This window comes from Cryobacterium glucosi (assembly GCF_004402235.1).
Taxonomy (GTDB): Bacteria; Actinomycetota; Actinomycetes; order Actinomycetales; family Microbacteriaceae; genus Cryobacterium; species Cryobacterium glucosi.
The window spans coordinates 97,784-121,573 of the sequence record NZ_SOFS01000045.1; the positions used below are offsets into that span (position 1 = coordinate 97,784).

At 70.3% G+C, this 23,790-nt stretch carries 19 protein-coding genes and 1 pseudogene; 14 read left to right on the forward strand and 6 right to left on the reverse strand.

The genetic code is table 11. The features are described from left to right. Positions 1-308: 308 nt before the first annotated feature. Positions 309-1,001, reverse strand: a pseudogene (locus tag E3O46_RS18805) (phosphotransferase); the annotation flags it as partial. A gap of 92 nt (positions 1,002-1,093) precedes the next feature. Here E3O46_RS18805 and nudC point away from each other — a divergent pair. From nudC to E3O46_RS17805, 7 genes are all read left to right on the forward strand, one after another. Beyond that, positions 1,094-2,116 (forward strand): NAD(+) diphosphatase, encoded by a 1,023-nt coding sequence (gene nudC, locus E3O46_RS17775; RefSeq protein WP_134559129.1) that lies wholly within the window; start codon positions 1,094-1,096, stop codon positions 2,114-2,116. Next, the gene (locus tag E3O46_RS17780) at positions 2,107-3,822 is read left to right on the forward strand and encodes an ATP-dependent helicase (RefSeq protein ID WP_134449559.1); all 1,716 of its coding nucleotides are present in this window, start codon (positions 2,107-2,109) and stop codon (positions 3,820-3,822) included. The genes nudC and E3O46_RS17780 overlap by 10 nt, the downstream gene beginning before the upstream one ends. Before the next feature lie 933 nt (positions 3,823-4,755). Next, positions 4,756-6,243 carry an SDR family oxidoreductase gene (locus E3O46_RS17785; RefSeq protein ID WP_134449560.1) on the forward strand — a complete coding sequence of 496 codons (1,488 nt, stop codon included), beginning with the start codon at positions 4,756-4,758 and terminating at the stop codon, positions 6,241-6,243. A 9-nt stretch (positions 6,244-6,252) separates the two neighbouring features. Further along, positions 6,253-8,136 (forward strand): DUF2207 domain-containing protein, encoded by a 1,884-nt coding sequence (locus tag E3O46_RS17790; RefSeq protein WP_134562245.1) that lies wholly within the window; start codon positions 6,253-6,255, stop codon positions 8,134-8,136. Beyond that, positions 8,136-8,465 carry a DUF6804 family protein gene (locus E3O46_RS17795; protein WP_241975349.1) on the forward strand — a complete coding sequence of 110 codons (330 nt, stop codon included), beginning with the start codon at positions 8,136-8,138 and terminating at the stop codon, positions 8,463-8,465. Before E3O46_RS17790 ends, E3O46_RS17795 begins: the two co-directional genes overlap by 1 nt. A 226-nt stretch (positions 8,466-8,691) precedes the next feature. Further along, positions 8,692-10,872 (forward strand): DEAD/DEAH box helicase, encoded by a 2,181-nt coding sequence (locus E3O46_RS17800; protein ID WP_134449561.1) that lies wholly within the window; start codon positions 8,692-8,694, stop codon positions 10,870-10,872. A 106-nt stretch (positions 10,873-10,978) separates the two neighbouring features. Continuing rightward, a complete protein-coding gene (locus E3O46_RS17805) occupies positions 10,979-12,007 on the forward strand; it encodes a 6-phosphofructokinase (protein WP_134449562.1) in 1,029 nt (342 codons plus the stop codon). 141 nt (positions 12,008-12,148) lie between these two features. Here the strand turns inward: E3O46_RS17805 and E3O46_RS17810 are convergent, their stop codons facing one another. Continuing rightward, the gene (locus tag E3O46_RS17810) at positions 12,149-12,403 is read right to left on the reverse strand and encodes a mycoredoxin (RefSeq protein ID WP_134449563.1); all 255 of its coding nucleotides are present in this window, start codon (positions 12,401-12,403) and stop codon (positions 12,149-12,151) included. Between the two features lie 38 nt (positions 12,404-12,441). Between E3O46_RS17810 and E3O46_RS17815 the strand changes: the two genes are divergently transcribed. From E3O46_RS17815 to E3O46_RS17825, 3 genes are all read left to right on the forward strand, one after another. After that, the gene (locus E3O46_RS17815; protein WP_134562247.1) at positions 12,442-12,915 is read left to right on the forward strand and encodes an 8-oxo-dGTP diphosphatase; all 474 of its coding nucleotides are present in this window, start codon (positions 12,442-12,444) and stop codon (positions 12,913-12,915) included. Between the two features lie 191 nt (positions 12,916-13,106). Then, the gene (locus E3O46_RS17820; RefSeq protein WP_134449565.1) at positions 13,107-14,297 is read left to right on the forward strand and encodes an inorganic phosphate transporter; all 1,191 of its coding nucleotides are present in this window, start codon (positions 13,107-13,109) and stop codon (positions 14,295-14,297) included. After that, positions 14,294-14,626 carry a peptidase gene (locus E3O46_RS17825; RefSeq protein WP_134449566.1) on the forward strand — a complete coding sequence of 111 codons (333 nt, stop codon included), beginning with the start codon at positions 14,294-14,296 and terminating at the stop codon, positions 14,624-14,626. The genes E3O46_RS17820 and E3O46_RS17825 overlap by 4 nt, the downstream gene beginning before the upstream one ends. 181 nt (positions 14,627-14,807) lie before the next feature. Here E3O46_RS17825 and E3O46_RS17830 read toward each other — a convergent pair whose 3' ends face one another. Then, entirely contained in the window at positions 14,808-16,085 is a 1,278-nt protein-coding gene (locus tag E3O46_RS17830; RefSeq protein WP_134562249.1) for a uracil-xanthine permease family protein, read from the reverse strand. A 58-nt stretch (positions 16,086-16,143) separates the two neighbouring features. On the opposite strand from E3O46_RS17830, the gene E3O46_RS17835 reads away from it, so the two are divergent. The 4 genes from E3O46_RS17835 to E3O46_RS17850 all read left to right on the forward strand — a co-directional run bounded on the left by E3O46_RS17835 (position 16,144) and on the right by E3O46_RS17850 (position 20,797). Continuing rightward, entirely contained in the window at positions 16,144-17,766 is a 1,623-nt protein-coding gene (locus E3O46_RS17835; protein ID WP_134562251.1) for a carboxylesterase/lipase family protein, read from the forward strand. A 137-nt stretch (positions 17,767-17,903) separates the two neighbouring features. Next, on the forward strand, positions 17,904-19,334 hold the full coding sequence (locus E3O46_RS17840; protein ID WP_370294594.1) for an NCS2 family permease: 1,431 nt from the start codon (positions 17,904-17,906) through the stop codon (positions 19,332-19,334). A gap of 113 nt (positions 19,335-19,447) precedes the next feature. Further along, a complete protein-coding gene (locus E3O46_RS17845) occupies positions 19,448-19,795 on the forward strand; it encodes a hypothetical protein (RefSeq protein WP_241975350.1) in 348 nt (115 codons plus the stop codon). A 72-nt stretch (positions 19,796-19,867) separates the two neighbouring features. Then, positions 19,868-20,797: an alpha/beta fold hydrolase gene (locus tag E3O46_RS17850; protein ID WP_338145037.1), complete on the forward strand. Its 930-nt coding sequence runs from the start codon at positions 19,868-19,870 to the stop codon at positions 20,795-20,797. Between the two features lie 106 nt (positions 20,798-20,903). Here the strand turns inward: E3O46_RS17850 and E3O46_RS17855 are convergent, their stop codons facing one another. From E3O46_RS17855 to E3O46_RS17865, 3 genes are all read right to left on the reverse strand, one after another. Continuing rightward, positions 20,904-21,647, reverse strand: a complete 744-nt coding sequence (locus E3O46_RS17855; protein ID WP_134562253.1) for a glycosyltransferase family A protein — start codon at positions 21,645-21,647, stop codon at positions 20,904-20,906. Positions 21,648-21,726: 79 nt separating this feature from the next. Then, positions 21,727-22,602, reverse strand: a complete 876-nt coding sequence (locus E3O46_RS17860) for a fumarylacetoacetate hydrolase family protein (RefSeq protein ID WP_134449571.1) — start codon at positions 22,600-22,602, stop codon at positions 21,727-21,729. Between the two features lie 29 nt (positions 22,603-22,631). After that, on the reverse strand, positions 22,632-23,790 hold a 1,159-nt coding region (locus E3O46_RS17865), incomplete at its 5' end, for a DNA-3-methyladenine glycosylase family protein (RefSeq protein ID WP_338145038.1).

A 23,790-nucleotide genomic window follows, 5' to 3' on the forward strand; every position in this document is an offset into this window, starting at 1 on the left:
TACGGGGTCGCGGCGAGCAGGCTCTCGACCTCGGACACGTTCAGGATCGGGCCGGTCTTCGGGGACAGCGGGTGCGAGGTCGCGTGGTGCACGTTCTCGACGAGCCCGTCGAGCATCGCGACGGCGTCATCGACGATTCCCTGGTTGCGGGTGTCGGTGCCGTGCAGCAGCCAGCGTGCGAGCTCGAGCTCTGCGTAGAGCATCGCCCGCTGCGTGATGCGCGGGTCGTTGCCCTGGCGCACGCCGCCGTAGGATGCGATCGCCGCTTCGCCGGCGGCTCCCCGGGAGGCGAGCAACCAGTTCAGGTCCCTGGCCGGGTCGCCGACGCTCAGCGCCGCCCAGCCGAGCACGGCCGTCACGGAATCCTCGCCGATCAGGAAGGACTCCGCGGACAGTGAACCGTGGATGACGCAGGGCAGGAACTGCCAGAGCGCGTCGTCGTCGGTCGCGAGCTCCCAGCGGCGGAGCAGGGCCGCCGGGAGGTACCCCGTCGCCTCGGTGCGGCCGATCAGGTCGATCACCTCGGTGCGGCAGTCCTGGGCGCTGCGTTGTGTGAGCCCGGCATCGCTCACCACCGCGGTCGGCAGGCCGTGGATGGCCGCGATGGCCCGGCCGATCGACCCGGAGACCCCGGCGTGTCCGGTGAGGGCGTCCGCGTCGAAGGTGTCGCCGGGCAGGAACTCGTAGACGACGGCGCGCGTCCCGCTGAGCGGGGCCTGCCCGACGAACTGCGGAACGTCGAACGGCAGGCGGCTGCGATTGCCGACGGTCAGGGCGCGGAGCGCGACGAGGTCCGCGGACTGCTCGGTCTCCGCGGCCTGGGAAAGCGGCACCCGGATGATCAGGGAGCGTCCGTCGCGGTCCAGCAGGACAGCGGAATCGTATGCTCCGGGCGCGCCGGAGGAGCGCCCGCTGGAGCCATGGCTGCGGGCCTGGACGACGTCGAGACCGGGCACGGCTGAAGTGGCGAGCGCGGCTAGAGTGAGATGGGATCTGGCCATGCCTACTAGGTTAGGTCGACTTCCCCTCGGTGTGGTCGTTCGCCACGCCTCCACATAACTTCGGCAGTCACGCCAGAGTCCGAAGGGTCTTCATGCCGTTCACGTTCACCTCCCAACTGCCGCTGTCCCGCCACGCCGTCGACAGGGACCACCTCACCCGGGCCATACCCGGACTCTTCGACGAGCTCCGGGCGGATGCCTCCACGCGCGTCCTCCCGCTCTGGCGCGGGTCCACCCTCCTGGCGGGAACGCCGGGTGCGGCCCCCGCAGGCACCCACGAGCTCGCCGCAACCGATACCGGAAGCCGCCGGCCCCGGCTGCGCCTGTTCCCGCCCGCCCTCGTCGCGCAGACCCCGATCGAGCTCTACCTCGGCAGGTCCCTCGCCGACGAGGGCGCGGAACCCGCGGGCACCCGCCTGGTCGCCGTTATCCTCGACGACGGCGCGGCCGCGACCCTCGAACCGGACGAGTCCCTCTGGGTGCCGCTCCGCACTGTCGCGAGCGCCCTCTCCGACCGCGACGCCGGCCTCTTCACCGAAGCGCTCGCGCTCGCGAACTGGCACGCCTCGCACGCGCACTGCCCGCGCTGCGGCGCCGCAACCGAGGTCGAGGGCGGCGGCTGGAGCCGCCGGTGCCCCGTGGACGGCAGCCAGGTGTTCCCCCGAACGGACCCCGCCGTGATCGTGCTGATCACCGATGCCGACGAGCGCATCCTGCTCGGGTCGAACGCCCTGTGGGAGAACAACCGCTATTCCCTGCTCGCGGGCTTCGTCGAACCGGGGGAGTCCCTCGAGGCGGCCGTCATCCGCGAGATGTTCGAGGAGTCCGGCCTCCGCGTCACCGACCCGGTCTACCTCGGCTCCCAGCCGTGGCCGTTCCCCGCCTCGATCATGTTCGGCTTCACCGCGCGCCTCGCCGACGGCCAGCAGCCGGACGGTGTCCTGCCGGACGGTGACGAGATCCTCGACCTGCGCTGGTTCAGCCGCTCCGAACTGGCCGCGGCCGGCGACAGCATCATCCTGCCCGGCCGCTCCTCGATCGCACGCGCGATCATCGAGCAGTGGTACGGCGGACCGATCGACTTCGGCCCCGACCTGGTCGCCGGATGGCGCTGACCCCCGAGACGCTTCTGGCCGGCCTCGACGACCAGCAGCGCATCGCCGCGGAGGCCCTCGTCGGGCCGGTGTGCATGCTCGCGGGCGCAGGCACCGGCAAGACCCGCGCGATCACCCACCGGATCGCCTACGGGGTGATGACCGGCGCGTACGCCCCGAACCGGGTGATGGCGCTCACCTTCACCTCGCGGGCCGCCGCGGAACTCCGGGGCCGGCTGCGCCAACTCGGCGCCGGCGGCGTCGCGGCACGCACCTTCCACGCCGCAGCGCTCTCCCAGCTCAACTACTTCTGGCCGCACGTCGTCGGCGGCCAGGCGCCGCGCATCCTCGACGGAAAGGGTCGGTTGCTCGGCCACGCCGCCGAACAGCTCAAACTCCGGCTCGACACCGCGACCCTGCGCGACCTCGCCGCCGAGGTCGAGTGGCGCAAGACCACCGGGCTCAGCATCGAGGACTACGCCGCCGGCATCGCCAGGCGCAGCCTGCCCGGCCGGCTCGACGCCGACCAGGTCGTGGCGATGCACGAACGCTACGAGCGGCTGAAGGATGAGCGCAAGCAGATCGACTTCGAGGATGTCCTGCTCGCGATGGCCGGGATGATCGAGTCCGAACCCTCCGTCGCCCTGCAGGTGCGCGAGCAGTACCGGTTCTTCGTCGTCGACGAGTATCAGGACGTGTCGCCGTTGCAGCACGACCTGCTCGCCCTCTGGGTCGGGCCACGCAGGGACCTGTGCGTGGTCGGCGACGCCAGCCAGACCATCTATTCCTTCGCGGGCGCCCGCAGCGACTACCTTCTCGACTTCCCCAAGCGCTGGGAGGATGCGACGGTCGTGCGCCTCGAACAGAACTACCGGTCGACGGGGGCGATCGTCACGACCGCGAACCAGCTGATGCGCGGCCGCACCGGGGCGCTCACCCTGCGCGCGCACTCGGCGGAGCCGGGGGTCGAACCGAGCGTGCACGAGTACGCGAACGACCTCGCGGAGGCACGCGGGGTCGCCCAGCAGATCCTCGAACTGATCGAATCCGGCATCCGGCCGGAAGACATCGCCGTGCTCTACCGGGTCAACGTGCAAGCCGCGGCGCTCGAGACCGCGCTCGGCGACCTGTCCATCAGCTACCAGATCCGTGGATCGAAGCGGTTCTTCGACCTCACCGAGGTCAAGCAGGCCGTGATGCAGCTGCGAGCGGCATCCGTTTCGATCGTGGGCGAGCCGCTGTTCAAGTCGGCCAGCGACGTGCTGCGCTCGCTCGGCTGGAGCCAGACAGCGCCGGAGGCCGCCGGTGCGGTGCGGGACCGCTGGGAATCGCTCAACGCGATCATGGGGCTCGTCGACCAGGCCGCGCCCGGAACGACGTTCCGCCAGTTCACCGACGAACTGATGGAGCGGCAGGCAGGCCAGCACGAACCGACCGTCTCGGCGGTGACCCTCGCGACGCTGCACTCTGCCAAGGGCCTCGAATGGGACGCCGTCTTCGTGGTGGGGCTGTCAGAGGGGCTCGTCCCGATCAGCTACGCGGGTACCTTCGAGCAGATCGACGAGGAACGCCGGCTGCTCTACGTCGGCATCACCAGGGCACGCCGGCGACTCGCCCTGAGCTGGTCCGCGTCCGGGCACCAGCAACGGGCACCGAGGGAACGATCGCGGTTCCTGACAGAGCTCGGCATGCGCAACGCTCGTGCGGCCGGTGGACGCGGCGCGTGATCCTTCCGCTCGCGGCGTCGATCGACAGGGAGACGCCCGCGAGCGCCGAGTGACCGGACAGCACACGATCCTGCACGATCCCCGCAACCCGGACAGCGACCTCGAGGCCACGACGCGCTGACTCCGTCGGCGCAGGCCGGTGGGCCAGCTGGCTCGCCATCGCGGGCCAGGCCGGGTCGGCGTCGACCCTGGCCTGCTCGAGGCAGAACAGGCACGGGCCCAGCCCCGGCTCCACGAGCGGGCCGATCCGCACCTTCCGGTCTCCGAACACGACCGGCAGGTGCGGCACGTCGCGGTTCAGCCAGCGCCGGTAGCGCGCCGGCTCGATCGCGAACCGGCCGATGATCACCGCGAGGTCCGTGTCCGCGGGGGCGGCGGCATCCGCGCCGGTGCCGCTCGCGGTGCTGAAACGGATGCCGGTGCCGTAGCCGGAATCGTAGGCGACCCGTGCGCTTCCGCCGACACCGTCGTCGAGTTCGTGGGTGTCGAGCCCGAGGTCGTCGAGGAAGGAACGGAGCCGCGCGGCCGTCGTGCCGCGCCCGTCGACGGACACCCAGTGCCGGAGCGCCGGCGTCGAGGACTCCGGCCCGAGGTCGTCGAGCAGGACCGGGCGGAGCGCGGCGAGGAGGGCGGAGACGGATTCTGCAGTCGCCCCGCCCGTGCGGCCGAGCATGACGGCGCCGCTGCGGGGCACCCCGGACCGGAGCGCGTCGATGACGCGTTCGAGGCCGGGGCCGGGCACGCGGAGGCGGAGCGCCGGGTGGTCGACGCCGAGCTGGATGGTGTCCGGCGAGCGCCAGACGAGCGGATACCGGGGGTCGAGTCGAAGAGTCATGCGCCGATCCTGCCGGATTCGCATCGAGCGCGAGCGATTCATCCACAGGCCCGGCAGGCTCCCAGCCTCAGCGCCGGCATTCGCCCTAGGCTCTGACCATGACTGCCAGACGAGCACTCGTGACCGGGGCGACCGGCTACATCGGCGGGCGGCTGGTTCCGCTCCTCCTCGACGCCGGATTCGAGGTGACCGTGCTCGTGCGCTCGCCGCAGAAGCTCACCGACGTCCCCTGGCGGGACCGGGTGGACATCCGGGTCGGCGACCTCGCAGACGCCGACGCCGTGGACGCGGCGTGCGCCGGGATCGACGTCGTCTACTACCTCGTGCACGCGATGGGCAGTTCGGGCGACTTCGAGCAGGCCGAGGCACGGGCCGCCCGCACGGTGGCGTCGGCAGCTGCGGCGGCCGGCGTGTCGCGGATCGTCTACCTCGGCGGGCTGCACCCGGACACCGAGACCCTCTCCCGGCACCTGCGCTCCCGGGCCGAGGTCGGACGGATCCTGCTGGCCTCCGGCGTGCCGACCGCCGCCCTGCAGGCCGGCGTCGTGATCGGCAGCGGCTCGACGTCCTTCGAGATGATCCGGCACCTGACCGACGTGCTGCCGTACATGCCCGCACCGAAATGGGTACGCAACAAGATCCAGCCGATCGCCGTGCGCGACGTGCTCTACTACCTCGTCGCCGCGGCGGACCTGCCAGACTCCGTCAACCGAACCTTCGATATCGGCGGTCCCGACGTGCTCCGCTACGGGCAGATGATGAACGGCTACGCCCTCGAGGCGGGACTTCGCCAGCGCCCGATCGCCTCATTGCCGGTGCTGACCCCGTGGCTCGCCTCGCAGTGGGTCAACCTCGTCACCCCGATCCCGCGCAACCTCGCCGTGCCGATCATCGCCTCCCTGCAGAACGACTGCGTGATGGGCGAACACGACATCGACGGGTACATCCCCGTCCCCGACGGCGGTCTCACCGGGTACCGCACGGCCGTGCGGCTCGCGCTCGGGCGGATGCGCGACGGCGACGTCGAGACCAGCTGGCGGAACGCCTCGATCGAGGGGGCGAGCAGCAACCCGCTGCCGAGCGACCCGGAGTGGGCGGGGCACCTCGTCTACACCGACGTTCGTACGAAGCACACCCCCGCGGCGCCCGCCGAACTGTGGCGCATCATCGAGGGCATCGGCGGCGACAACGGCTGGTACTCATTCCCTCTCGCCTGGGCCGTGCGCGGCTGGGCGGACAAGCTCGTCGGCGGCGTCGGGCTCCGCCGTGGCCGGCGCGACGCGGAACGGCTGCACACCGGCGACGTGCTCGACTTCTGGCGGGTGGAGAGCCTCGAGCGCGGGCGTTTCCTCCGGCTCCGTGCCGAGATGCGGGTTCCCGGGCTGGCCTGGCTCGAGATGACCGCCGAACCGGCCGCGGACGGTGGCTCCGTCTACCGGCAGCGTGCCGTGTTCTTCCCACGCGGCCTCGGCGGCCGGCTCTACTGGTTCTCGATCCTGCCGTTCCACGGGATCATCTTCAGCGGGATGGCCAACCGCATCACGGCCACGGCCGAAGCGACGTCTGCGCCCCAGCCCGCTCGCTAGAGTGGGGGCATGCGCCGATTGGCTCGATCCCTGTTCGTCACCATCCTGGGCGCGTTCGCCCTCCTCACCCTGTCGGTGCCTGCGGCGGCCGTCGCGGCCGCGCCCCTGGGGCAGCCCGCCGTCTCCGTGCCCGGCGGCGTCGACGACTTCAGCTTCGACTCGATGCACTCCGACTTCGTGCTCAGCCGGTCAGCGGACGGGCACTCCGCGTTGACGACGACGGAGACCATCGTCGCCCGGTTCCCGGACTTCGATCAGAACCACGGCATCCGTCGGTCGATCCCGAGCCACTACGACGGGCATCCGACCGGGATCGACCTTGTGAGCCTCACCGACGAGAACGGTGCCCCGCGGCCGAGCGACACGAGCGAGAGCGACGCCGGCGACTTCTTCATCGTGACGAGCGCAGCCGACGGCTACGTGCACGGCGCGCAGACCTATGTGATCACATACACGCAGCGTGACGTGACCCTCGTTCCGACGGATGCGCAGGATGAGGAGTTCTACTGGGAGGTCAACGGAACCGGCTGGGCCCAGCCCTTCGGCTCCGTCTCCGCGACGCTCACGGTCGACCCTGAGCTCACCGGCCGGCTGACCGGCCAGGCCAGGTGCCTCCAGGGATCGACGAATTCCTCGGCCGACTGCTCCGAGATCAGCACGGATTCGAGTGCGGCGGCGACGACCGGAACCCGGATCAGCGCGAGCAGCGGCAGCCTTGCCGCCCATGAGGGACTCACCCTGGTCGTCGGCTTCACCCCGGGTACCTTCGTGCCGAGGGACAACTCGTTCTTCGCGAGCCCGATCCCCGCCGTCGGCCTCGCCGGTGCCGTGCTCGCGCTCGTCTGCGCCGCCCTCGCGATCGCCCTGCGGGCGACCCGCTGGCGCAATGCGCCCGGCCGGCCCACGATCATCGCCGAATACCTGCCGCCGAAGGGTGTCAACCTGCTCCAGGCCGGCGAGGTGACCCGCACGTCCACGAAGGCCATCACCGCCCAGTTCCTGCAGTTCGCCGTGCGCGGCAACGTGCGGGTGCTCGAAGGCTCCGGGCCCAAGCACTACCTGCTCGAGCTGCGGGACACCCGGGGCGTCGACGCGACGGAGCTCTCCATGCTCGGCCACCTCTTTCCCGGGCTCAAACCGGGCACCCAGCGCGACCTCAAGAAGAAGAGCACCAGCCTCACCACCGCGCTTCAGGGCGAACTGCGGGCGACCCGCCGGGCGGCGATCCCCACCGGTTTCCGTGAGAAGAAGGGCGGGTCCCTGCGTTCCGCGCTGCTCGGCCTCTCCGTTGTCGGCGGCCTCGTCGCCGTTCTCGGCGGCGTCGTCGGTCTCGCGCTCGAGATCGGCGGGGCGTGGCCGTTCCTCGTCCTCCTCGCCGGGCTGATCGGCGCCATCACGACCGTGTCACTCGCGTCGAGCATCCGCCCGCTCACCGCAGCAGGGGCGGAACTGCGCGATTACCTCGAAGGAGTCAGGTTGTACATCGGAGTCGCCGAGACCGACAGGTTGCGGGTGCTGCAGAGCCCCCAGGGCGCCCTGCGCTCGCCGTACCGCCCGGAGCCGGGGAGCCCGGAAATGATGGTCGACCCCGGGCAGCCGTTGCAGGTCCTCAAGCTCTACGAGCGCCTGTTGCCGTTCGCCGTGCTGTTCGGGCAGGAGAAGGACTGGTCGGCCGTGCTCGGTGAGTACTACGCGCAGAGCCGGTCCCAGCCGGACTGGTACTACGGCACCGGTGCGTTCAACGCCGGGTTCTTCGCGGCGAGCCTGAGCGGCTTCGCGAGCTCGACGACGTCGGCGTGGTCGGGCACCGCGTCCAGCTCCTCGAGTTCCGGGTTCGGCGGCGGCGGGTCCGTCGGCGGCGGAGGCGGCGGCGGCGGGGGAGGGGGCGTCTGATGGGCACCCCGGTCGCACCCACCTTTTCCCGGGCAGCTCTCGCGCCCGGCCTGCTCGGCGCCATCGCCCTGCTTGCCGGTCTCGCCCTGATCGACGCCGACAGTTTCATCATCATCCGGTACACCGTCAGCATCCTCGCCCTCATCCTCTGCGTCTTCGCCGTGCAGGGGAAGGCCTGGTGGTGGCTCATCGGCCTCGCCCCCATCGCCGTGCTGTGGAACCCGATCTTCGTGATCGGGTTGAACGGGCAAGGCTGGGTGGCCGCACAGTATGTCGCGGCGCTGCTCTTCATCGTCGTCGGGGTGCGCGTCAAGGTCCCCGTGCACTGAGCGTCGTGCGGGGTGTGTCATCGGGCGGATGCGCGGGCGTAGACTACAGGTGCGTCGAAACCCGGTCGTCGTCTCGACCTCCCCGGTGTAGTACCGAAGCGGTCTGCAGCACAATCGTTTCGTTGGCTCGGCCCGGTTCTTTCGATTGATCGCTCTGGTGTCCACGGATGCCGCACGACGTCGCGCGTGGATCACGCTGCCACAGCCGCTGTGAAGTTGGAGAAGAATGGCATACACCCGCCACCAGGCCCCAGGCTCGAACAACCATGCCCCGGCCGGAGGCCGCGCCAGGCAGCGCGCACGCTCGAGGGACGACGACGCCCCGATCATCCCGATCCTCGCCCGCAAGGTGCGCGAGGTCGAGGCCAAGGCCCAGTCGGGCACCAAGCTCGGGCCGACGAACCGCACGAAGTACCAGGTCATCGCGCTCCTGATGCGCGAGGAACGCGCCAGGGTCAAGGGCGACCGCGAACTGACCGACGCGAACAGGGCAGAGCTGCTCAAACGCCTCGACGGCATCGCGCAGATCCTCGCGAAGACCGCGGCCCGCGACACGAGCCTGATCACCCTCCTCGAACCCGACGCCGGAGTGTCGACCGTCGCACAGCGCTTCCGCCGCGACTGGCTCCTCGAATCCGGGGCGGACCTGAGCCCGGACGAACTGATCATCACCCGCGAGCCCGAGGTCAAGCCCGATGAGCCGGAGAACCAGGTCGTCCCGCAGTCCGTGCGGGCGCGCCAGCTCGCGAACCCCTTCCTCGCCCCCGATTTCAGCGCCGTCCAGGCCGCTCCCGTCATCTCCGGGCGCCGCCTCGCCAACTGGGAACTGATCGGCCCGCTCTTCAAGTCCTTCGAATACGGCTCAGGCGGCCAGGCCGCGAGCATGGACCTGCCGGAGGCGCCCGTCATCGACCGGCTCTCCCCGCCCGGCATGGAACTCATGCGGCACCAGTCCCGCTTCATCGAGAGCGCACGGCTCGGCCATCGCAGTTACCTGCTCGCCGATGAGCCTGGTCTCGGCAAGACCGCGCAGAGCCTGCTCGCGGCATCCGTCGCCGGCGCGTACCCGCTGCTCGCCATCGTGCCCAACGTCGTCAAGATGAACTGGGTGCGCGAGGTCGAGATGTGGACGCCGCAGCGCCGGGCGACCGTCATCCACGGCGACGGCGACACCCTCGACGCCTTCGCCGACGTCGTCATCGTGAACTACGACGTGCTCGACCGGCACAGGGCCTGGCTCGGTACCCTCGGCTTCAAGGGCATGGTCGTCGATGAGGCGCACTTCATCAAGAACCTGCAGTCGCAGCGCTCCCGCCACGTACTCGCCCTCGCCGAGCAGATCCGCCGCCGCACCCCCGGCGGCAACCCGCTGCTGATGGCCCTGACCGGCACCCCCCTGATCAACGACGTCGACGACTTCCGCGCCATCTGGCAGTTCCTCGGCTGGATCGACGGCGACAAGCCGACTGCGAAGCTGATGGCCCGGCTCGAGGCCACCGGCCTCACCCCGGCGGATGCCGGTTTCTACTCCGAAGCCAGGGCCGCGGTCATCGACATGGGTATCGTGCGCCGCCGCAAGGTCGACGTCGCGACGGACCTGCCCGCCAAGCGCATCGCCGACCTGCCGGTCGAGCTCGACGACGACCTCGGGCGCTCGATCCGCCAGGCCGAACGGGAACTCGCAGCCCGTCTCGTCACTCGGTACCACGGCCTCGTGTCCGCGCGCCATCCCGGCCGCACGGCGCCCAGCCTCGACGGAGCCCAGCGGGCCGCATTCATCCGCGCGGTCGCCCACGCCGAGCTCGAGGAGTCCAAGGGCCAGACGACGGGCGAGAACGTGTTCACCATGGTGCGCAAGATCGGCCAGGCCAAGGCCGGGCTCGCCGCAGACTACGCCGTGCAGCTCGCGCACTCGGTCGGCAAGGTCGTGTTCTTCGCCAAGCACATCGACGTCATGGACACCGCTGAGCAGATCTTCGCCAAGCGCGGCATGCGCTCCGTCTCCCTCAGGGGCGACCAGACCGCGCTCGCCCGCCAGGCCGCGATCGACTCGTTCAACAACGACCCGGGTGTCGCCGTCGTCGTCTGCTCGCTCAGCGCCGCCGGCGTCGGGGTCAACCTGCAGGCGGCCTCGAACGTCGTGCTCGCCGAGCTCAGCTGGACGGCCGCGGAGCAGACCCAGGCCATCGACCGGGTGCACCGCATCGGCCAGTCGGAACCGGTCACCGCGTGGCGGATCATCGCCGCGCACACGATCGACGCGCGCATCGCCGAACTGATCGGCAGCAAGCAGGGTCTCGCGGCCCGCGCGCTCGACGGGGTCGAGGGCGAGGCCTCGTCCGAGGACTCGATCCAGGCCAGCGCCCTCGTGTTCCTGCTCACCCAGGCACTCGACGGGGAGCTGTAGCCCGCACTCCCCGGCGCGGATTTGAGTCTGGCCCCGATTCGGGACCATCATTAGGGGTTGGTGCAGGCGCCGACATGAGTACTTGAGCATGAAGGAGCAGTCACAGATGAAAATTGGTATCCTCACGAGCGGTGGAGACTGCCCCGGGTTGAACGCGGTTATTCGCGGTTCCGTCCTTAAAGGTGTCCGCGTTCTCGATGATGAATTCATCGGAATCCGCAACGGCTGGCGCGGGCTGGTGCAGGGGGAGTTCATGACCCTCGATCGCCACAGTGTGCGTGGATTATCCCGTCAGGGCGGCACCATTCTGGGCAGCTCGCGCACGAACCCGTTCGAGGGCGAGAACGGCGGACCCGTTAACATCCAGAAGATGATGGATGCCGAGGGCATCGACGCCATTATCGCGATCGGTGGCGAGGGCACGCTGACCGCAGCCCGCCGCCTCACCGACGCAGGCATCCGCATCGTCGGCGTGCCGAAGACCATCGACAACGACCTCGAGGCCACCGACTACTCGTTCGGCTTCAACACCGCCGTCGAGATCGCGACCGAGGCCATCGACCGCCTCCGCACCACCGCAGAGTCGCACGGCCGCTGCATGATCGTCGAGGTCATGGGCCGCCACGTCGGCTGGATCGCCCTGCACTCCGGCATGGCCGGCGGAGCACACGCCATCCTCATCCCCGAGCAGAGCCAGACCATCGAGCAGATCTGCGAGTGGGTCCTCAGCGTCCGCGACCGCGGCCGCGCGCCGGTCCTCGTCGTCTCTGAGGGCTTCAAGCTCGCCGGCATGGAGGAAGCACTCTCCACCAAGGGCCTCGACGCGTTCAACCGTCCCCGCCTCGGCGGCATCAGCGAAATGATCGCCCCGATGGTCGAAGAGCGCACCGGCATCGAAACCCGCGCGACCGTCCTCGGCCACACCCAGCGCGGCGGCTCCCCGTCGGCATACGACCGCGTGCTCGCCACCCGCCTGGGCATGGCCGCCGTCGACGCGATCCACGCCGGCCAGTGGGGCTCCATGGTCTCGCTCAAGGGCACCGACATCGAGATCGTCAGCATCGCCGACGCCACGATCGGCCTGAAGACCGTCCCGCAGGCACGCTACGACGAGGCCGCCGTCCTCTTCGGCTAGATCCGGCACCATCACCCGATCGCATCCCTGAGGGGTCGCAGATCGACCTTCGCAGCACACGGGAAGGTCGAATTGCGACCCCTCAGCGTGTTACAAGGTCGATTTGCGACCCCTCAGCTGGTGGAACCGGGGAGGAGAGGGTCAGGCGAGTTTGGCCTGGACCTGCGCGAGCGAGGGGTTGGTCGCGCTCGACCCGTCCGGGAACAGGACCGTCGGCACGGTGCGGTTTCCACCGTTCAGGCTCATCACGAGCTCACTCGTGCCGTCGACTTCTTCGACGTTGACCTCGGTGTAGCCGACGCCGGCCTTGTCCAGCTGGGACTTCAGCCGGGAGCAATAGCCGCACCAGTTGGTCGTGAACATGGTGATGGTGCCCGATTCGGGAACGAAATTCATAGGCGCAGCCTAACAAACCCCGCCGTTAAGCTGGGTCCATGACCCTGCCCCAGGTGTGCGTGTGCTACCTCACCCGCGAATTGCCCGCCGGAGGCACCCAGGTGCTCCTCGGCCGGAAGAAGAAGGGCCTCGGCCTCGGCAACATCGTCGGCCTCGGCGGCAAGCTCGAACCCGGTGAAACCGCGGTGGATGCCGCGGTGCGCGAAATCGAGGAGGAGTCCGGACTCTCCGTCGCGGCATCCGCTCTCACCGCCCTCGGGGTGCTGACCTACCTGTTCCCGCACCGGGAGGCATGGAGCCAGGAATCGTCCGTCTTCGTATGCAGCGACTGGAGCGGCACTCCCCGGGAATCGGACGAACTCAACCCGGTCTGGTTCGACGTCGCAGCGCTGCCCCTCGACGAGATGTGGGACGATGCCAGGCACTGGCTGCCTGGCGTGCTCGCTGGCGTGCCCGTGCGCCGCACGTTCACCTTCGGCGCGGACCTGGCGACGGTGGTCGCGAGCAGCTGAGCGGGCAGCCGGGCGGGCGGCTGGGCGGGCAGGGGCCGCCGGTGAACGGCGTCTGAACGCGAGCAGTATTCCCGCTGAATTGACCTGACCTCCCGGGAGTGTCAGGATCGTTAGGTCGCTTGTCCGTCCGGCGTCCGGGAAGCAGCGCGGATTCGGCTGCACCCTGTTGCAGCCGAACAAGAAAGCCTCCGGTGGATCTCACCCTGATCGTCGCGCTCGTCATTGCGCTGTCCCTCGTCTTCGACTTCACCAACGGCTTCCACGACACCGCGAACGCGATGGCGACGCCCATCGCGACCGGGGCGATGCGGCCAAAGGTCGCCGTCGGCCTCGCAGCCGTGCTCAACCTCGTCGGCGCATTCCTCTCCACCGAGGTCGCGAAGACCGTGTCGGGGGGCATCATCCGCGAGGGCAACGGCGGGGTGCAGATCACGCCGCAGATCATCTTTGCCGGGCTCATCGGCGCGATCGTCTGGAACCTGATCACCTGGCTCCGCGGCCTGCCGTCGAGCTCGAGCCACGCACTCTTCGGCGGCCTGATCGGCGCGGCCATCATCGGCATCGGCGTCCAGTCGGTCGACTTCACCGTCGTCTTCGCGAAGGTGATCCTGCCCGCCCTGATCGCACCGGTCACGGTCGGTGTCGTCGCGCTCGTCGCGACCAGGCTCGCCTACTTCATCACGCGTCGTGACGCAGGCAAGGCGGACGGCCGGGGTGGCTTCCGGTACGCGCAGATCTTCTCGTCCTCCCTCGTCGCCCTCGCCCACGGCACCAATGACGCGCAGAAGACGATGGGCGTGATCACGCTGACCCTCATCGCCGGCGGATTCCAGGCGGTCGGCAGCGGCCCGCAGTGGTGGGTCATCTGCACGTGCGCGCTCGCCATCGCGATCGGCACGTACACCGGCGGCTGGCGGATCATCCTCACGATGGGCAGGGGACTCACCGACGTCAAGCCCGCCCAGGGCTTCGCCGCGGAGACGAGCACGGCCGCGACGATCCTCGCCTCGAGCCACCTCGGCTTCGCGCTTTCGACCACCCAGGTCGCCTCCGGCTCCGTCATCGGTTCCGGCCTCGGCCGCCGCGGGGCGACCGTGCGCTGGGGTATGGCCGGCCAGATCGCGCTCGGCTGGCTGCTGACCCTGCCCGCCTCCGCGGTCATGGGCGCGTTCGCCGCAGGCTTCACCCTGCTCGGGCCGATCGGGCTCGTCATCGACCTGGTCCTCGGCTCGGTCATCGTCGCCCTGCTGTTCCGGCAGTCGCGGCGCACCCGCATCACCCACGACAACCTCCACGACATCGACGACGCCGCCCTCGTCGTGAAGATCAAGAAGACGCCCAGGCGAATCGCGCGCCGCGACCGGAAGAAGGTATCGCTGTGATCGACTGGGGCGCATTCTTCGTCGTCGCCGGGGCTTCGCTCCTCTCGTCGACCCTCGTCGTGAGCCTGTACTCCCTCGGACTCCGGCTGCTGACGAGTGCCGGCCGCGCGCTCGTGGTGGATCCGGCGTCCTTCACCGGCGCGATCACGGTGCTCACGCCCAAGCGGGCGGCCAAAGAGGCCAAGCGGCGGCGCAAATCGGCGACCGCGAACCCGCTGACCGTGTTCCAGAAGCGCCTCGCGCTCGTCGGAGCCTATGCCTGCTTCTCGGTCAGCGTCGCGGCCGTGCTGTACGGCGTCTACCTGATCGTGCCCGCGCTGCACCGCTGACCGGATGTCGCACGCACGGTCCGCGTGACCGGTCGCGCGTGCTCGGAGCGGCTCCCCGGTCGGGGCTCAGGCTCGGTTATGTCGGAGAATTTCGCGACCCGCGGCATCCGCTGCCCGGGGATGCGGCGTGTCGCGAAAAACTCCGACGTTGCGTCGAACGACGGTGTCGCGGGTCAGCGGGTCAGCGGTCGGTGCGGCGGAGCCGGCCGTTCACGGTCATGGTGTGGTAGATCACGATCGCGGCGACCGTGCCGAGCGCGATGCCGTTGAAGCTCAGCGAACCGGCGGTGAAGGTGTAGTCGGCGATGCCGATGATGAGCGCGGTCGCGGCCGTGAACTGGTTGACCGGGCGGCTGAAGTCGACCTTGTTGTCGAGCCAGATCTTGACGCCGATGATGCCGATCAGGCCGTAGAGGGCGGTCGTGACGCCGCCGAGCACCCCGGCGGGGATGGTGTTGATGACCGCGCCGATCTTGGGGGAGAGGCCGAGCAGCACGGCGACGAGGCCGGCGACCCAGTACGCGGCGGTCGAGTAGATCCGGGTCGCGGCCATCACGCCGATGTTCTCGCCGTAGGTCGTCGTGCCCGAGCCGCCGCTGAACCCGGCGAGCATCGTCGCGAGCCCGTCGGCCATCAGGGCGCGCCCGGTGAACCGGTTCACCTTCGCATCCGTCATCTGGGCGACGCCGCGGATGTGGCCGACGTTCTCGGCGACGAGCACGAGCACGACCGGCAGGAACGCGGGAAGCACCCCGAGCACGGCGGCGTTCTCGAAGGGGTTCGTCGGCAGCGTGAACGGCGGCAGCCCGATCCAGGCGGCGTCGTTGACCTTCGAGAAATCGACCTGGCCGGAGAGGACGGCGGCGAGGTAGCCGACCGCGACACCGATCACGATCGAGAGGCGACCGAGGATGCCGCGGAACAGCACGGTCGAGAGGATGACCGCGGCCAGGGTGATCACGGCGGTCAGGGGTGCGAGGGCGAAGTTGGCCTTCGCGACCGGGGCGAGGTTGAAGCCGATCAGGGCGACGATCGCGCCGGACACGACGGGCGGCATCAGCGCGTCGATCCAGCCGGTGCCGGTGACCTGCACGACGACGCCGATGATCGCGAGCAGCGCGCCGACGGCGAGGATGCCGAACAGGGCGCTGCCCATGCCCGCCGTCGTGACGGCCGCGGTGATCGGGGCGATGAAGGCGAACGAGCTGCCGAGGTAGCTCGGCAGCTTGTTCTTCGTGATGATCAGGAAGAGCAGCGTTCCGACGCCGGAGAAGAAGAGGGTGGTGCTCGGCGGGAAGCCGGTGAGCAGCGGAACGAGGAAGGTCGCACCGAACATCGCGACGACGTGCTGGGCGCCGATCCCGATCGTGAGCGGCCAGTTCAGGCGCTCACCCGGCCCGACCACGTCCCCGACCCCGACCGTTTTTCCGTCGCCGTGCAGGGTCCAGGGCAGTGCCATTGTCGCTCGTTTCGTAGTGGGACGTATTCCGATCGTAGTGAAGAATTAGGATCGGACAGTGACCCGAACCGTTCAGCCTGCCCACGACGACTCGCTTGACGCGGCACTGACGGTGCGGATCGGGACCGGCCTGGTGCGCGGGATCCGGGTGCGGGGCGTACGCGCCTGGCGGGGCATCCCCTATGCCGCTGCGCCCGTCGGACCGCTGCGGTTCCGGGCCCCGCAGCCGCCGGCGGCCTGGCCGGGCGTGCGCGACGCGACCGACTGGGGACCCGTCTCCCCGCAGAGCCACAAGGGACAGTTCAACGGGGCGCGCCCGGACATCCCGCAGGACGAGGACTGCCTCAATCTCAACGTGATCGCCCCTGACGCGCCCGTCGACCCGGGCGCACTCCGCCCGGTGATGGTGTTCATCCACGGCGGCGCGTACAGCGTCGGGTCCTCCCGCGAGGTGCCCACCCAGGGCGAAGGCCTCGTCCGGCGCGGCGGCATCCTCTACGTGAGCCTGAACTACCGGCTCGGCGCTCTCGGCTACCTCGACTTCAGCAGCTACTCGACGCCGGAACGCCCGTTCGAGAGCAATCTCGGGCTGCGGGACCAGGCCGCCGCCCTCGCCTGGGTGCGGGACAACATCCGCTTCTTCGGCGGCGACCCCGATGCCGTGACGCTCTTCGGCGAGTCGGCAGGGGGCAATGCCGTGACGACCCTGATGACCGTCCCGAGCGCCCACGGGCTCTTCCAGCGCGCGATCGCGCAGAGCGCACCGCCGAACGCGGTGTATCCGCCGGCGCTCACGGCGGAGTGGGCGCGCGACTTCGTGAGCATCCTCGCGGCACGCGCGACAGCGGACGGCATCGCACGCGTACCGGAGCACGCCGGCCAGGACGCGCTGGCGGACGCCCGCCCGGACGCACTCGGCCAATCCCGTGCGCTGCTGCTCGACGCGTCTCCGGCCCGGCTCGCCGCCGCGACGATGGAGCTCACCGTTCGGGCGCCCGACCAGTACCCCGGCACGATTCCGCTGTCGCCCGTCATCGACGGCGACTTCCTGCCCGAACGCCCGCTCGACGCGTTCCGGGACGGTCGCGCGGCCCGGATCCCGCTGATCATCGGCACCAACGCCCGCGAGGGTTCCCTCTTCAGTGGACGGATCGATATCCTCGCTTCGACGCCCAAGCGCATCCGTGCGATCTTCGCCAACACCAAGAAGAAGGCGAGGAAGGCGCTGAAAGCCCAGTACCCCGGCATCCCGGCGCTGCGCCCCGCCCTCGACTTCGGCGGCGACTTCTCGTTCTGGTACCCGAGCCTCAAGGTCGGCGAGCGCCAATCCCGCTACGCCCCCGTGCACTTCTACCGTTTCGACTTCGCTCCGCGACTCGTGCGGACGATGGGACTCGACGCGACCCACGGCCTCGAACTGTTCCCGCTCTTCGACCGGCTGGACGGCTGGTTCGGCCGGGGCATGACGATCATCGGCGGCCGCCGTGAGTTCAAGGCGATCGGGGCGCGCATGCAGGGCTGGTGGCTCGGCTTCGCGACAACGGGCGAACCGGATGCCGCGTGGCCGCTCTACGACGAGACGCGCCGGCTGACCCTCATCATCGACGCGGCCGACCGGGTCGAGTCCGATCCGCTGGCCGAGCGGCGGCTGGCGTGGGGAGCCTTCGTCCCGCACGTCTGAGGTGGGAGGCGGTGGCGCATACCCGGGACCGCATCTCAACGCGCGTAAGCTGGAAGCTGAGAATCAGCCGCGACGGCAGCCTGGAGAACCCCATTCCTGTTACACAGACCGACACGCCCGCACCACTCCGCACCAGTGTGAAGGGGCGTATCGACCGCTACTTCGAGATCACGACCCGCGGCTCGAGCTGGGGCCGTGAAGTCCGCGGCGGCCTCGTCACCTTCGTGACCATGGCGTACATCGTCATCCTCAACCCCCTCATCCTCGGCGGTTTCAGCGCAGACCAGGCCTCGGTCGACGTCGTCGGTGGCTGGCTCCCGAACGCCCAGGTCGCTGCGGTCACCGCGCTCACCGCCGGCGTCATGACGATCCTCTTCGGCGTGATCGCCCGGCTGCCGTTCGGCTTCGCCGCCGGCCTCGGCATCAACTCCTACCTCGCCGTGAGCGTCGTCGGCCAGGTCACCTGGCCGGAGGCGATGGGCCTCGTGCTCATCAACGGACTCATCATCGTGCTCCTGGCCTCGACCGGGCTCCGCGAAATGATCTTCAACGCCGTTCCGCACCAGCTCAAGATCGCCATCACCGTCGGCATCGGCCTGTTCATCGCGTTCATCGGCCTTGTCGACTCCGGATTCGTCCGCTCGAGCGGGACCGCGAGCCCGCCCGTGCAGCTCGGCGACAACGGGTCGATCGTGACCCTGCCGACCACCGTGTTCGTGATCGGCCTGCTCCTGATCGGCGTGCTCGTCGCGCGCAAGGTCAAGGCCGCCATCCTGATCGGGATCGTCGCGACCACGGTCATCGCCGTGATCCTCGAGGCGATCTTCAAGGTCGGGCCATCTCTCGGCACCAACGCGTACGGCTGGAACCTCAACGCCCCCGTGCTCCCGACGACCGCGGTCTCCCTGCCCGACCTGAGCCTGCTCGGCCACGTCAGCTTCGGCGCCTTCGACCGCATCGGCGTACTCGCGGCGCTCATGCTCGTCTTCACCCTCGTGTTCACGAACTTCTTCGATGCAATGGGCACCATGACCGGCCTCGCGACCGAGGCAGGCCTCGCGGACAAGAAGGGCAACTTCCCCCGGCTGAAGTCGGCACTGATCGTCGAGGGTGTCGGCGCGGTGCTCGGCGGCGCGACGTCGGGCTCCTCCAACACCGTGTTCGTCGAATCGGGTGCCGGCATCGGCGAGGGAGCCCGCACCGGGTTCGCGAACATCATCACCGGGCTGTTGTTCCTCGCCGCGATGTTCTTCACCCCGCTCACGCAGATCGTGCCCCTCGAGGTCGCCGCCGCGGCGCTCGTGATCGTCGGCGCGATGATGGTCTCGCAGATCCGCTTCATCGACTTCAGCGAGTTCTCGATCGTCTTCCCGGTGTTCCTCACGATCATCGTGATGCCGCTGACCTACTCGATCGCCAACGGGATCGGCGCCGGCTTCATCAGCTGGGTCGTCGTGCGCTCGTTCTCCGGCAAGGCGCGCGAGATCAGCCCGCTGCTCTGGATCGTCGCGGTCGGCTTCCTGGTCTTCTTCGTGCGTGGCCCGATCGAAACCCTGATCGGCGGCTGACCCCCGACCGGTCCGGGGCTGATCCGGGGGATAGCCCCATGGTCGGCGGCAGGCCGGCTTCGTACTCTGGAAGAGAGCCGTGAACCGCGGCCGTATTCCAAGGAGAGTCCAGAATGTCCACCCTGCATCCCGACCAGACGACACCGCCCGCCGCGTACCCGGCCCCGCCGGCGTACGCGTACGCGCCGGCCGCGCCGGAAAGACCAGCGAGCCCGCTCGCGCTGACGAGCCTCGTGCTCGGGCTCGTCTCGATCCTCGCCGGCTGGACCTTCGTGGCCCCGATCGCCGGCCTCGTGACCGGCGTGCTCGCCCTCGGCCGGGAACCGTACGCCCGCACCATGGCCCTCTGGGGCATCGTGCTCAACGCCGTGATGCTCGCCGGCGTGTTCCTGCTGCTGGTGCTCGGGCTCATCTTCGGGCTCGCGTTCCTGCCGTTCCTGCCCTTCGCCCTCGCCCTCTGAGCGCAGCCCGCGCTCTGAAACGGATGCCGGTCGCGGGCTTCGGGGACGACGGGGTCGCGCTACTGTGTCAGCGTGTCCATCCGGGAGAGACGCCGCGGGGTGCACCGGCCGGCCGGCGTCATCGAAAGCGATGCGCGCGACGATCCGGCAGCGGCGCTCGACCGGTCGCTCCCTGACCGGGACTGGACCGGCCTGCCGCCGGGGGCCAGGGCCTTCCGGTTCGAGGCGCCGAGCGGTTCCCTCGCGGCGCTCGCCTGGGGCGAGCCGGGGCATCCGCGGGTGGTGCTCGTGCCGGGTGCGACCGGTTCGAAGGAGGACTTCGTGCTGCTCGCACCGATCCTCGCCGGAGCCGGCTACTTCGTGGAGAGCTACGACCTCGCGGGGCAGTACGGGTCGGCCGGCGCGGGGCCTGGAGCGGGGCAGGGATATGACTACCGACTGTTCACCGCCGACCTCGTGGCCGTCCTCGACGCCGGGGCGACGCCCGCACACGTGCTCGGGTACTCCTTCGCCGGGATCGTCGCGGAGATCGCGCTCGCCACGCATCCGGAGCTGTTCGCGAGCCTCGTGCTCCTCGGCGCCCCGCCCCTGGCCGGCCAGGCCTTCCGCGGCGTGCGCTGGATCGGGACGCTCAGCTGGCTGCTTCCCGCGCACACGATCGCGAGCCTGATGGTCTGGGGGCTCGTCACCAACCGCAACCATGCGCCACCCGGCCGGCTCCACCTCGTGCGGCTGCGTTTCGAGGACACGATCCGCCGGAGCGTCGACGAGATCATGGAGCTGATGAAGAACGCTCCCGACCTGCGGGCGGACCTCGCGCGGAGCCGGGTTCCGTTGCTTGTCGCCGTCGGCGAGCGGGACCTCTGGCCGCTCGAGCTGCACCGGGCGTTCGCCGGGCGGATCGGCGCCCAACTCCGCGTGTATCGCACCGGCCACAGCCCCTGCGAGACGACGCCGCACCAGCTCGCCCGCGACCTGCTCGCCCTCTACGCCCGCTCCTGAATCCCACCGGGCTCCTCGGATCGAGCGCGGGGCATCCGCCGGTGCGCGAGTGGCGCACCACAGGCGCAGCGGCGGAACTCCCGCGCCCGGCGCAGATGCACAGCGCTCAGGCTCGGATGCGGCGCGCCCAGGCCCGGCGGGCCAGCCGCAGCCGCCAGGGCGACCCTTCCGGCCAGTGCAGGGCAAGGGTGCGGTACGCCCAGTCCAGTCGCCTGGCCACGCCGCGCCAGGTGTCGAAGGGCCGGGCGGAGATCCCGACCCTGAGCGTGGCGTCGAACCGCACGGACACCGAGGGCGGCAGGTGCAGGCTCAGGTCGAGGTCGTCGTGCACGTCGTTCCGCTCCCGGTGCACGAGAGTGCGCACCTCGGCCCAGACCGTGCGCCGCATCACGAAGTTCGATCCGAAGATCGGCGGCTGCGCGAGCCACAGCCCGATCAGCCGGAAGTACCCGCCGAGGTACACGAACCGCCCGAGCGCGGCCACGAGCCGCGGGCAGTCGTAGAAATCACCCGGCCCCGTGACGACGTCGACGAGGGGCTCGAGCGTGAGGATCCGCTCGACGCGCTCGATCCAGTCCGGCGGTGGCACGGAGTCGGCGTCGAGCCGCGCGATCAGGTCGCCGGACGCCGCGTCATAGCCGGCGGCGGCGGCCGGCCAGATCCCCTGCACCGGTTCGACCACGAGAACGGCGCCGGCCGCTCGGGCGACGCGCGCCGAGGCATCCGTTGAGGCGTTGTCGACGACGATGATCTCGTCGGCCGGCCGGGTCTGGTCCCCGAGTGCGGCGAGGACCGCCTCGAGGAAGACCGCGTCGTTGTAGCAGGGGATCACGACCGAGACGCAGGTCACGGTGCCCCCTCTCGCCGCGCCGATTCGGGTCGGGTACGGACTCGCCGCACATGCTACTCCCGGCCCGCCCCAGGGGGCGTCAGAGGGTGCGGCAGTGCGTGGTCAGGAAGCCGATCTTGTCCACGGTGATCGTCACGGTCGAGCCGTCGTGCAGGAAGACCGGGGGAGTGCGGCTGTAGCCCGCGCCGCCGGGGCTGCCCGTGGAGATGAGCGTGCCGGGCAGCAGCGTCGAGGTCTGCGAGAGGTAGGACACGAGCTCTGCGACCGACCGCATCATGTCGCCGGTCGAGGCATCCTGCAGGATGCGCCCGTCGACGTGGGTGGTCAGCGTGAGGTCCTGCGGATCGGCGATCTCGTCGCGGGTCACCACGACCGGGCCGGTCGGGGTGAAGCCGTCGAAGGACTTGCACCGCGACCACTGCGCCTCGGAGAACTGCAGGTTGCGGGCCGTGATGTCGTTGACGACCGTGTAGCCGAACACGTAGTCGAGGGCGTCACGCACCGACACGTTGCGGGCCGGGCGCCCGATGATGACGCCGAGCTCCGCCTCGTAGTCGACCTGGGTGGCGACCTCCGGGGCCCACGAGATCGTCGACTCGTGGCCGGTGAGGGAATTCGGCCAGAGTGAGAACACGATCGCGCCGGTCTCGGTCCGCAGCTTGAGCTCGTCGGAGTGGGCGGCGTAGTTGGCGCCGATCGCGATGATCTGCGGCGGCCGCAGCACCGCGGATGAGTAGCGCAGCTCCTCGAGCGGAGTGAGCGTCGCTCCGTGGGCGACCGCGTTCTCGCTGAGGGCGCGCACCCGGTCGTACTCGCCGCTGCCTCGTTCGATCAGGTCCTGCAGGTCGCGCGGGGCGTCCTCGAGGATCTCGTCGAGGAAAAGCGCGGATTCCGCGAACACCGCTGCCAGGCGGGGCGTGGACTGGCCATCAACTCTGAGGTGCGCAAACTTCACCTGCCTAGAGTAGCCGTCAATCGGGAGAGCTACGCCGCAGCCGGCCCGGGGAGCGCGGCGGCCCGCCAGAGGTGCATTCCGGCGTAGCTGCGCCAGGGCGCCCAGCCGGCGCCGTGGGCCGCGAGGGCGCGCGGGTCGCCGGGGAGGCCGAGCCGGGCTGCGCCCTGGCGGAGGGCCAGGTCGCTCGTCAGGAGGATGTCCGGGCTCCCGAGCACGCGCATGGCCACATAGCCTGCGGTCCACGGTCCGATCCCGGGCAGCGCGGTCAACGTCGCGGTCAGGGACTCCCGGGAATCCGCCGTCGACAGGGTGAGCTCTCCGGTCGCGAGCGCTTCTGCGACGCCGAGGATCGCAGCGATCCTCCTCGCCGGTCCGCGCAGCACGCTGTGCCCGTCGGCCGCGATGCGTTCGGCCGTCGGGAACAGCCGGTCCAGGCGCGGCGCAGGCTCGTCGCCGGTTGCGGGCGCGGACGGCTGCGCGGGCGCCTGCCCCGGCAGAGTCGCCTGCCCCGGCACGGGAAGCGGCAGGGGCGCTCCGAGCTCCGCGCACAGCCGCGCAAGCGCGGTGCGGGCGGACGCGACGGAGACCTGCTGCCCGAACAACGCCCGGAACAGGGTCTCCTCCGGATCCATGCTGCCGGGCAGGCGGATGCCAGGGACCGCGCGCACGGCCCCGGCCAGGAGCGGGTCGACGGAGAGCGCGTGGTTGATCGCCTGCGCGTCGGCGTCGAGGTCGAGCAGCCGCCGCACCCGGCTCACGAGCGGGGCGAGGTCGTCGAGGCTGTCGAGCCGCGCCGCGCAGGCCAGCTGGGGCGCGTCCTCGGTTCCGGCGAGGCTCAGCTCGACCGTCGCGGCCCCGTGCGGCAGGCGCAGCGTGCGCGCATAGGTACCTGGGCCGGCCACCTCGACCCCCGGGATGGCCCGGGCGCCGAGAAACGCCAGCACACCGGCACCGTCGAACGGAGCCCGCGCGGGCAGCAGCAGGCGGATGCCGGTGCCCGGCCCTGCGGGGATGCCGGGGTCCGCGGCGGCGCGGCCGGCGGCATCCGCCCGGTCGGTCACGAGGAACGGGGACCGCCCGGATGCGGTCGGTCCGGTCGCGTGCCCGTGCCCGGGCGCGGACCCGGCCGCAGCAACCAGTGGACCGGGGGACCGCGGGGCCTGGCCGTGCGCGGTGGCGGTCGCCTCG

Excerpts from the sequence above, each read along its gene's own strand:
- E3O46_RS17845 (WP_241975350.1), top strand. The coding sequence starts at position 19,448 with ATGTCCACCCTGCATCCCGACCAGACGACACCGCCCGCCGCGTACCCG.
- E3O46_RS17795 (WP_241975349.1), top strand. The coding sequence starts at position 8,136 with ATGGGCACCCCGGTCGCACCCACCTTTTCCCGGGCAGCTCTCGCGCCC.
- E3O46_RS17780 (WP_134449559.1), top strand. The coding sequence starts at position 2,107 with ATGGCGCTGACCCCCGAGACGCTTCTGGCCGGCCTCGACGACCAGCAG.
- E3O46_RS17805 (WP_134449562.1), top strand. The coding sequence starts at position 10,979 with ATGAAAATTGGTATCCTCACGAGCGGTGGAGACTGCCCCGGGTTGAAC.
- nudC (WP_134559129.1), top strand. The coding sequence starts at position 1,094 with ATGCCGTTCACGTTCACCTCCCAACTGCCGCTGTCCCGCCACGCCGTC.
- E3O46_RS17815 (WP_134562247.1), top strand. The coding sequence starts at position 12,442 with ATGACCCTGCCCCAGGTGTGCGTGTGCTACCTCACCCGCGAATTGCCC.
- E3O46_RS17830 (WP_134562249.1), bottom strand. The coding sequence starts at position 16,085 with ATGGCACTGCCCTGGACCCTGCACGGCGACGGAAAAACGGTCGGGGTC.
- E3O46_RS17800 (WP_134449561.1), top strand. The coding sequence starts at position 8,692 with ATGGCATACACCCGCCACCAGGCCCCAGGCTCGAACAACCATGCCCCG.
- E3O46_RS17785 (WP_134449560.1), top strand. The coding sequence starts at position 4,756 with ATGACTGCCAGACGAGCACTCGTGACCGGGGCGACCGGCTACATCGGC.
- E3O46_RS17810 (WP_134449563.1), bottom strand. The coding sequence starts at position 12,403 with ATGAATTTCGTTCCCGAATCGGGCACCATCACCATGTTCACGACCAAC.
- E3O46_RS17790 (WP_134562245.1), top strand. The coding sequence starts at position 6,253 with ATGCGCCGATTGGCTCGATCCCTGTTCGTCACCATCCTGGGCGCGTTC.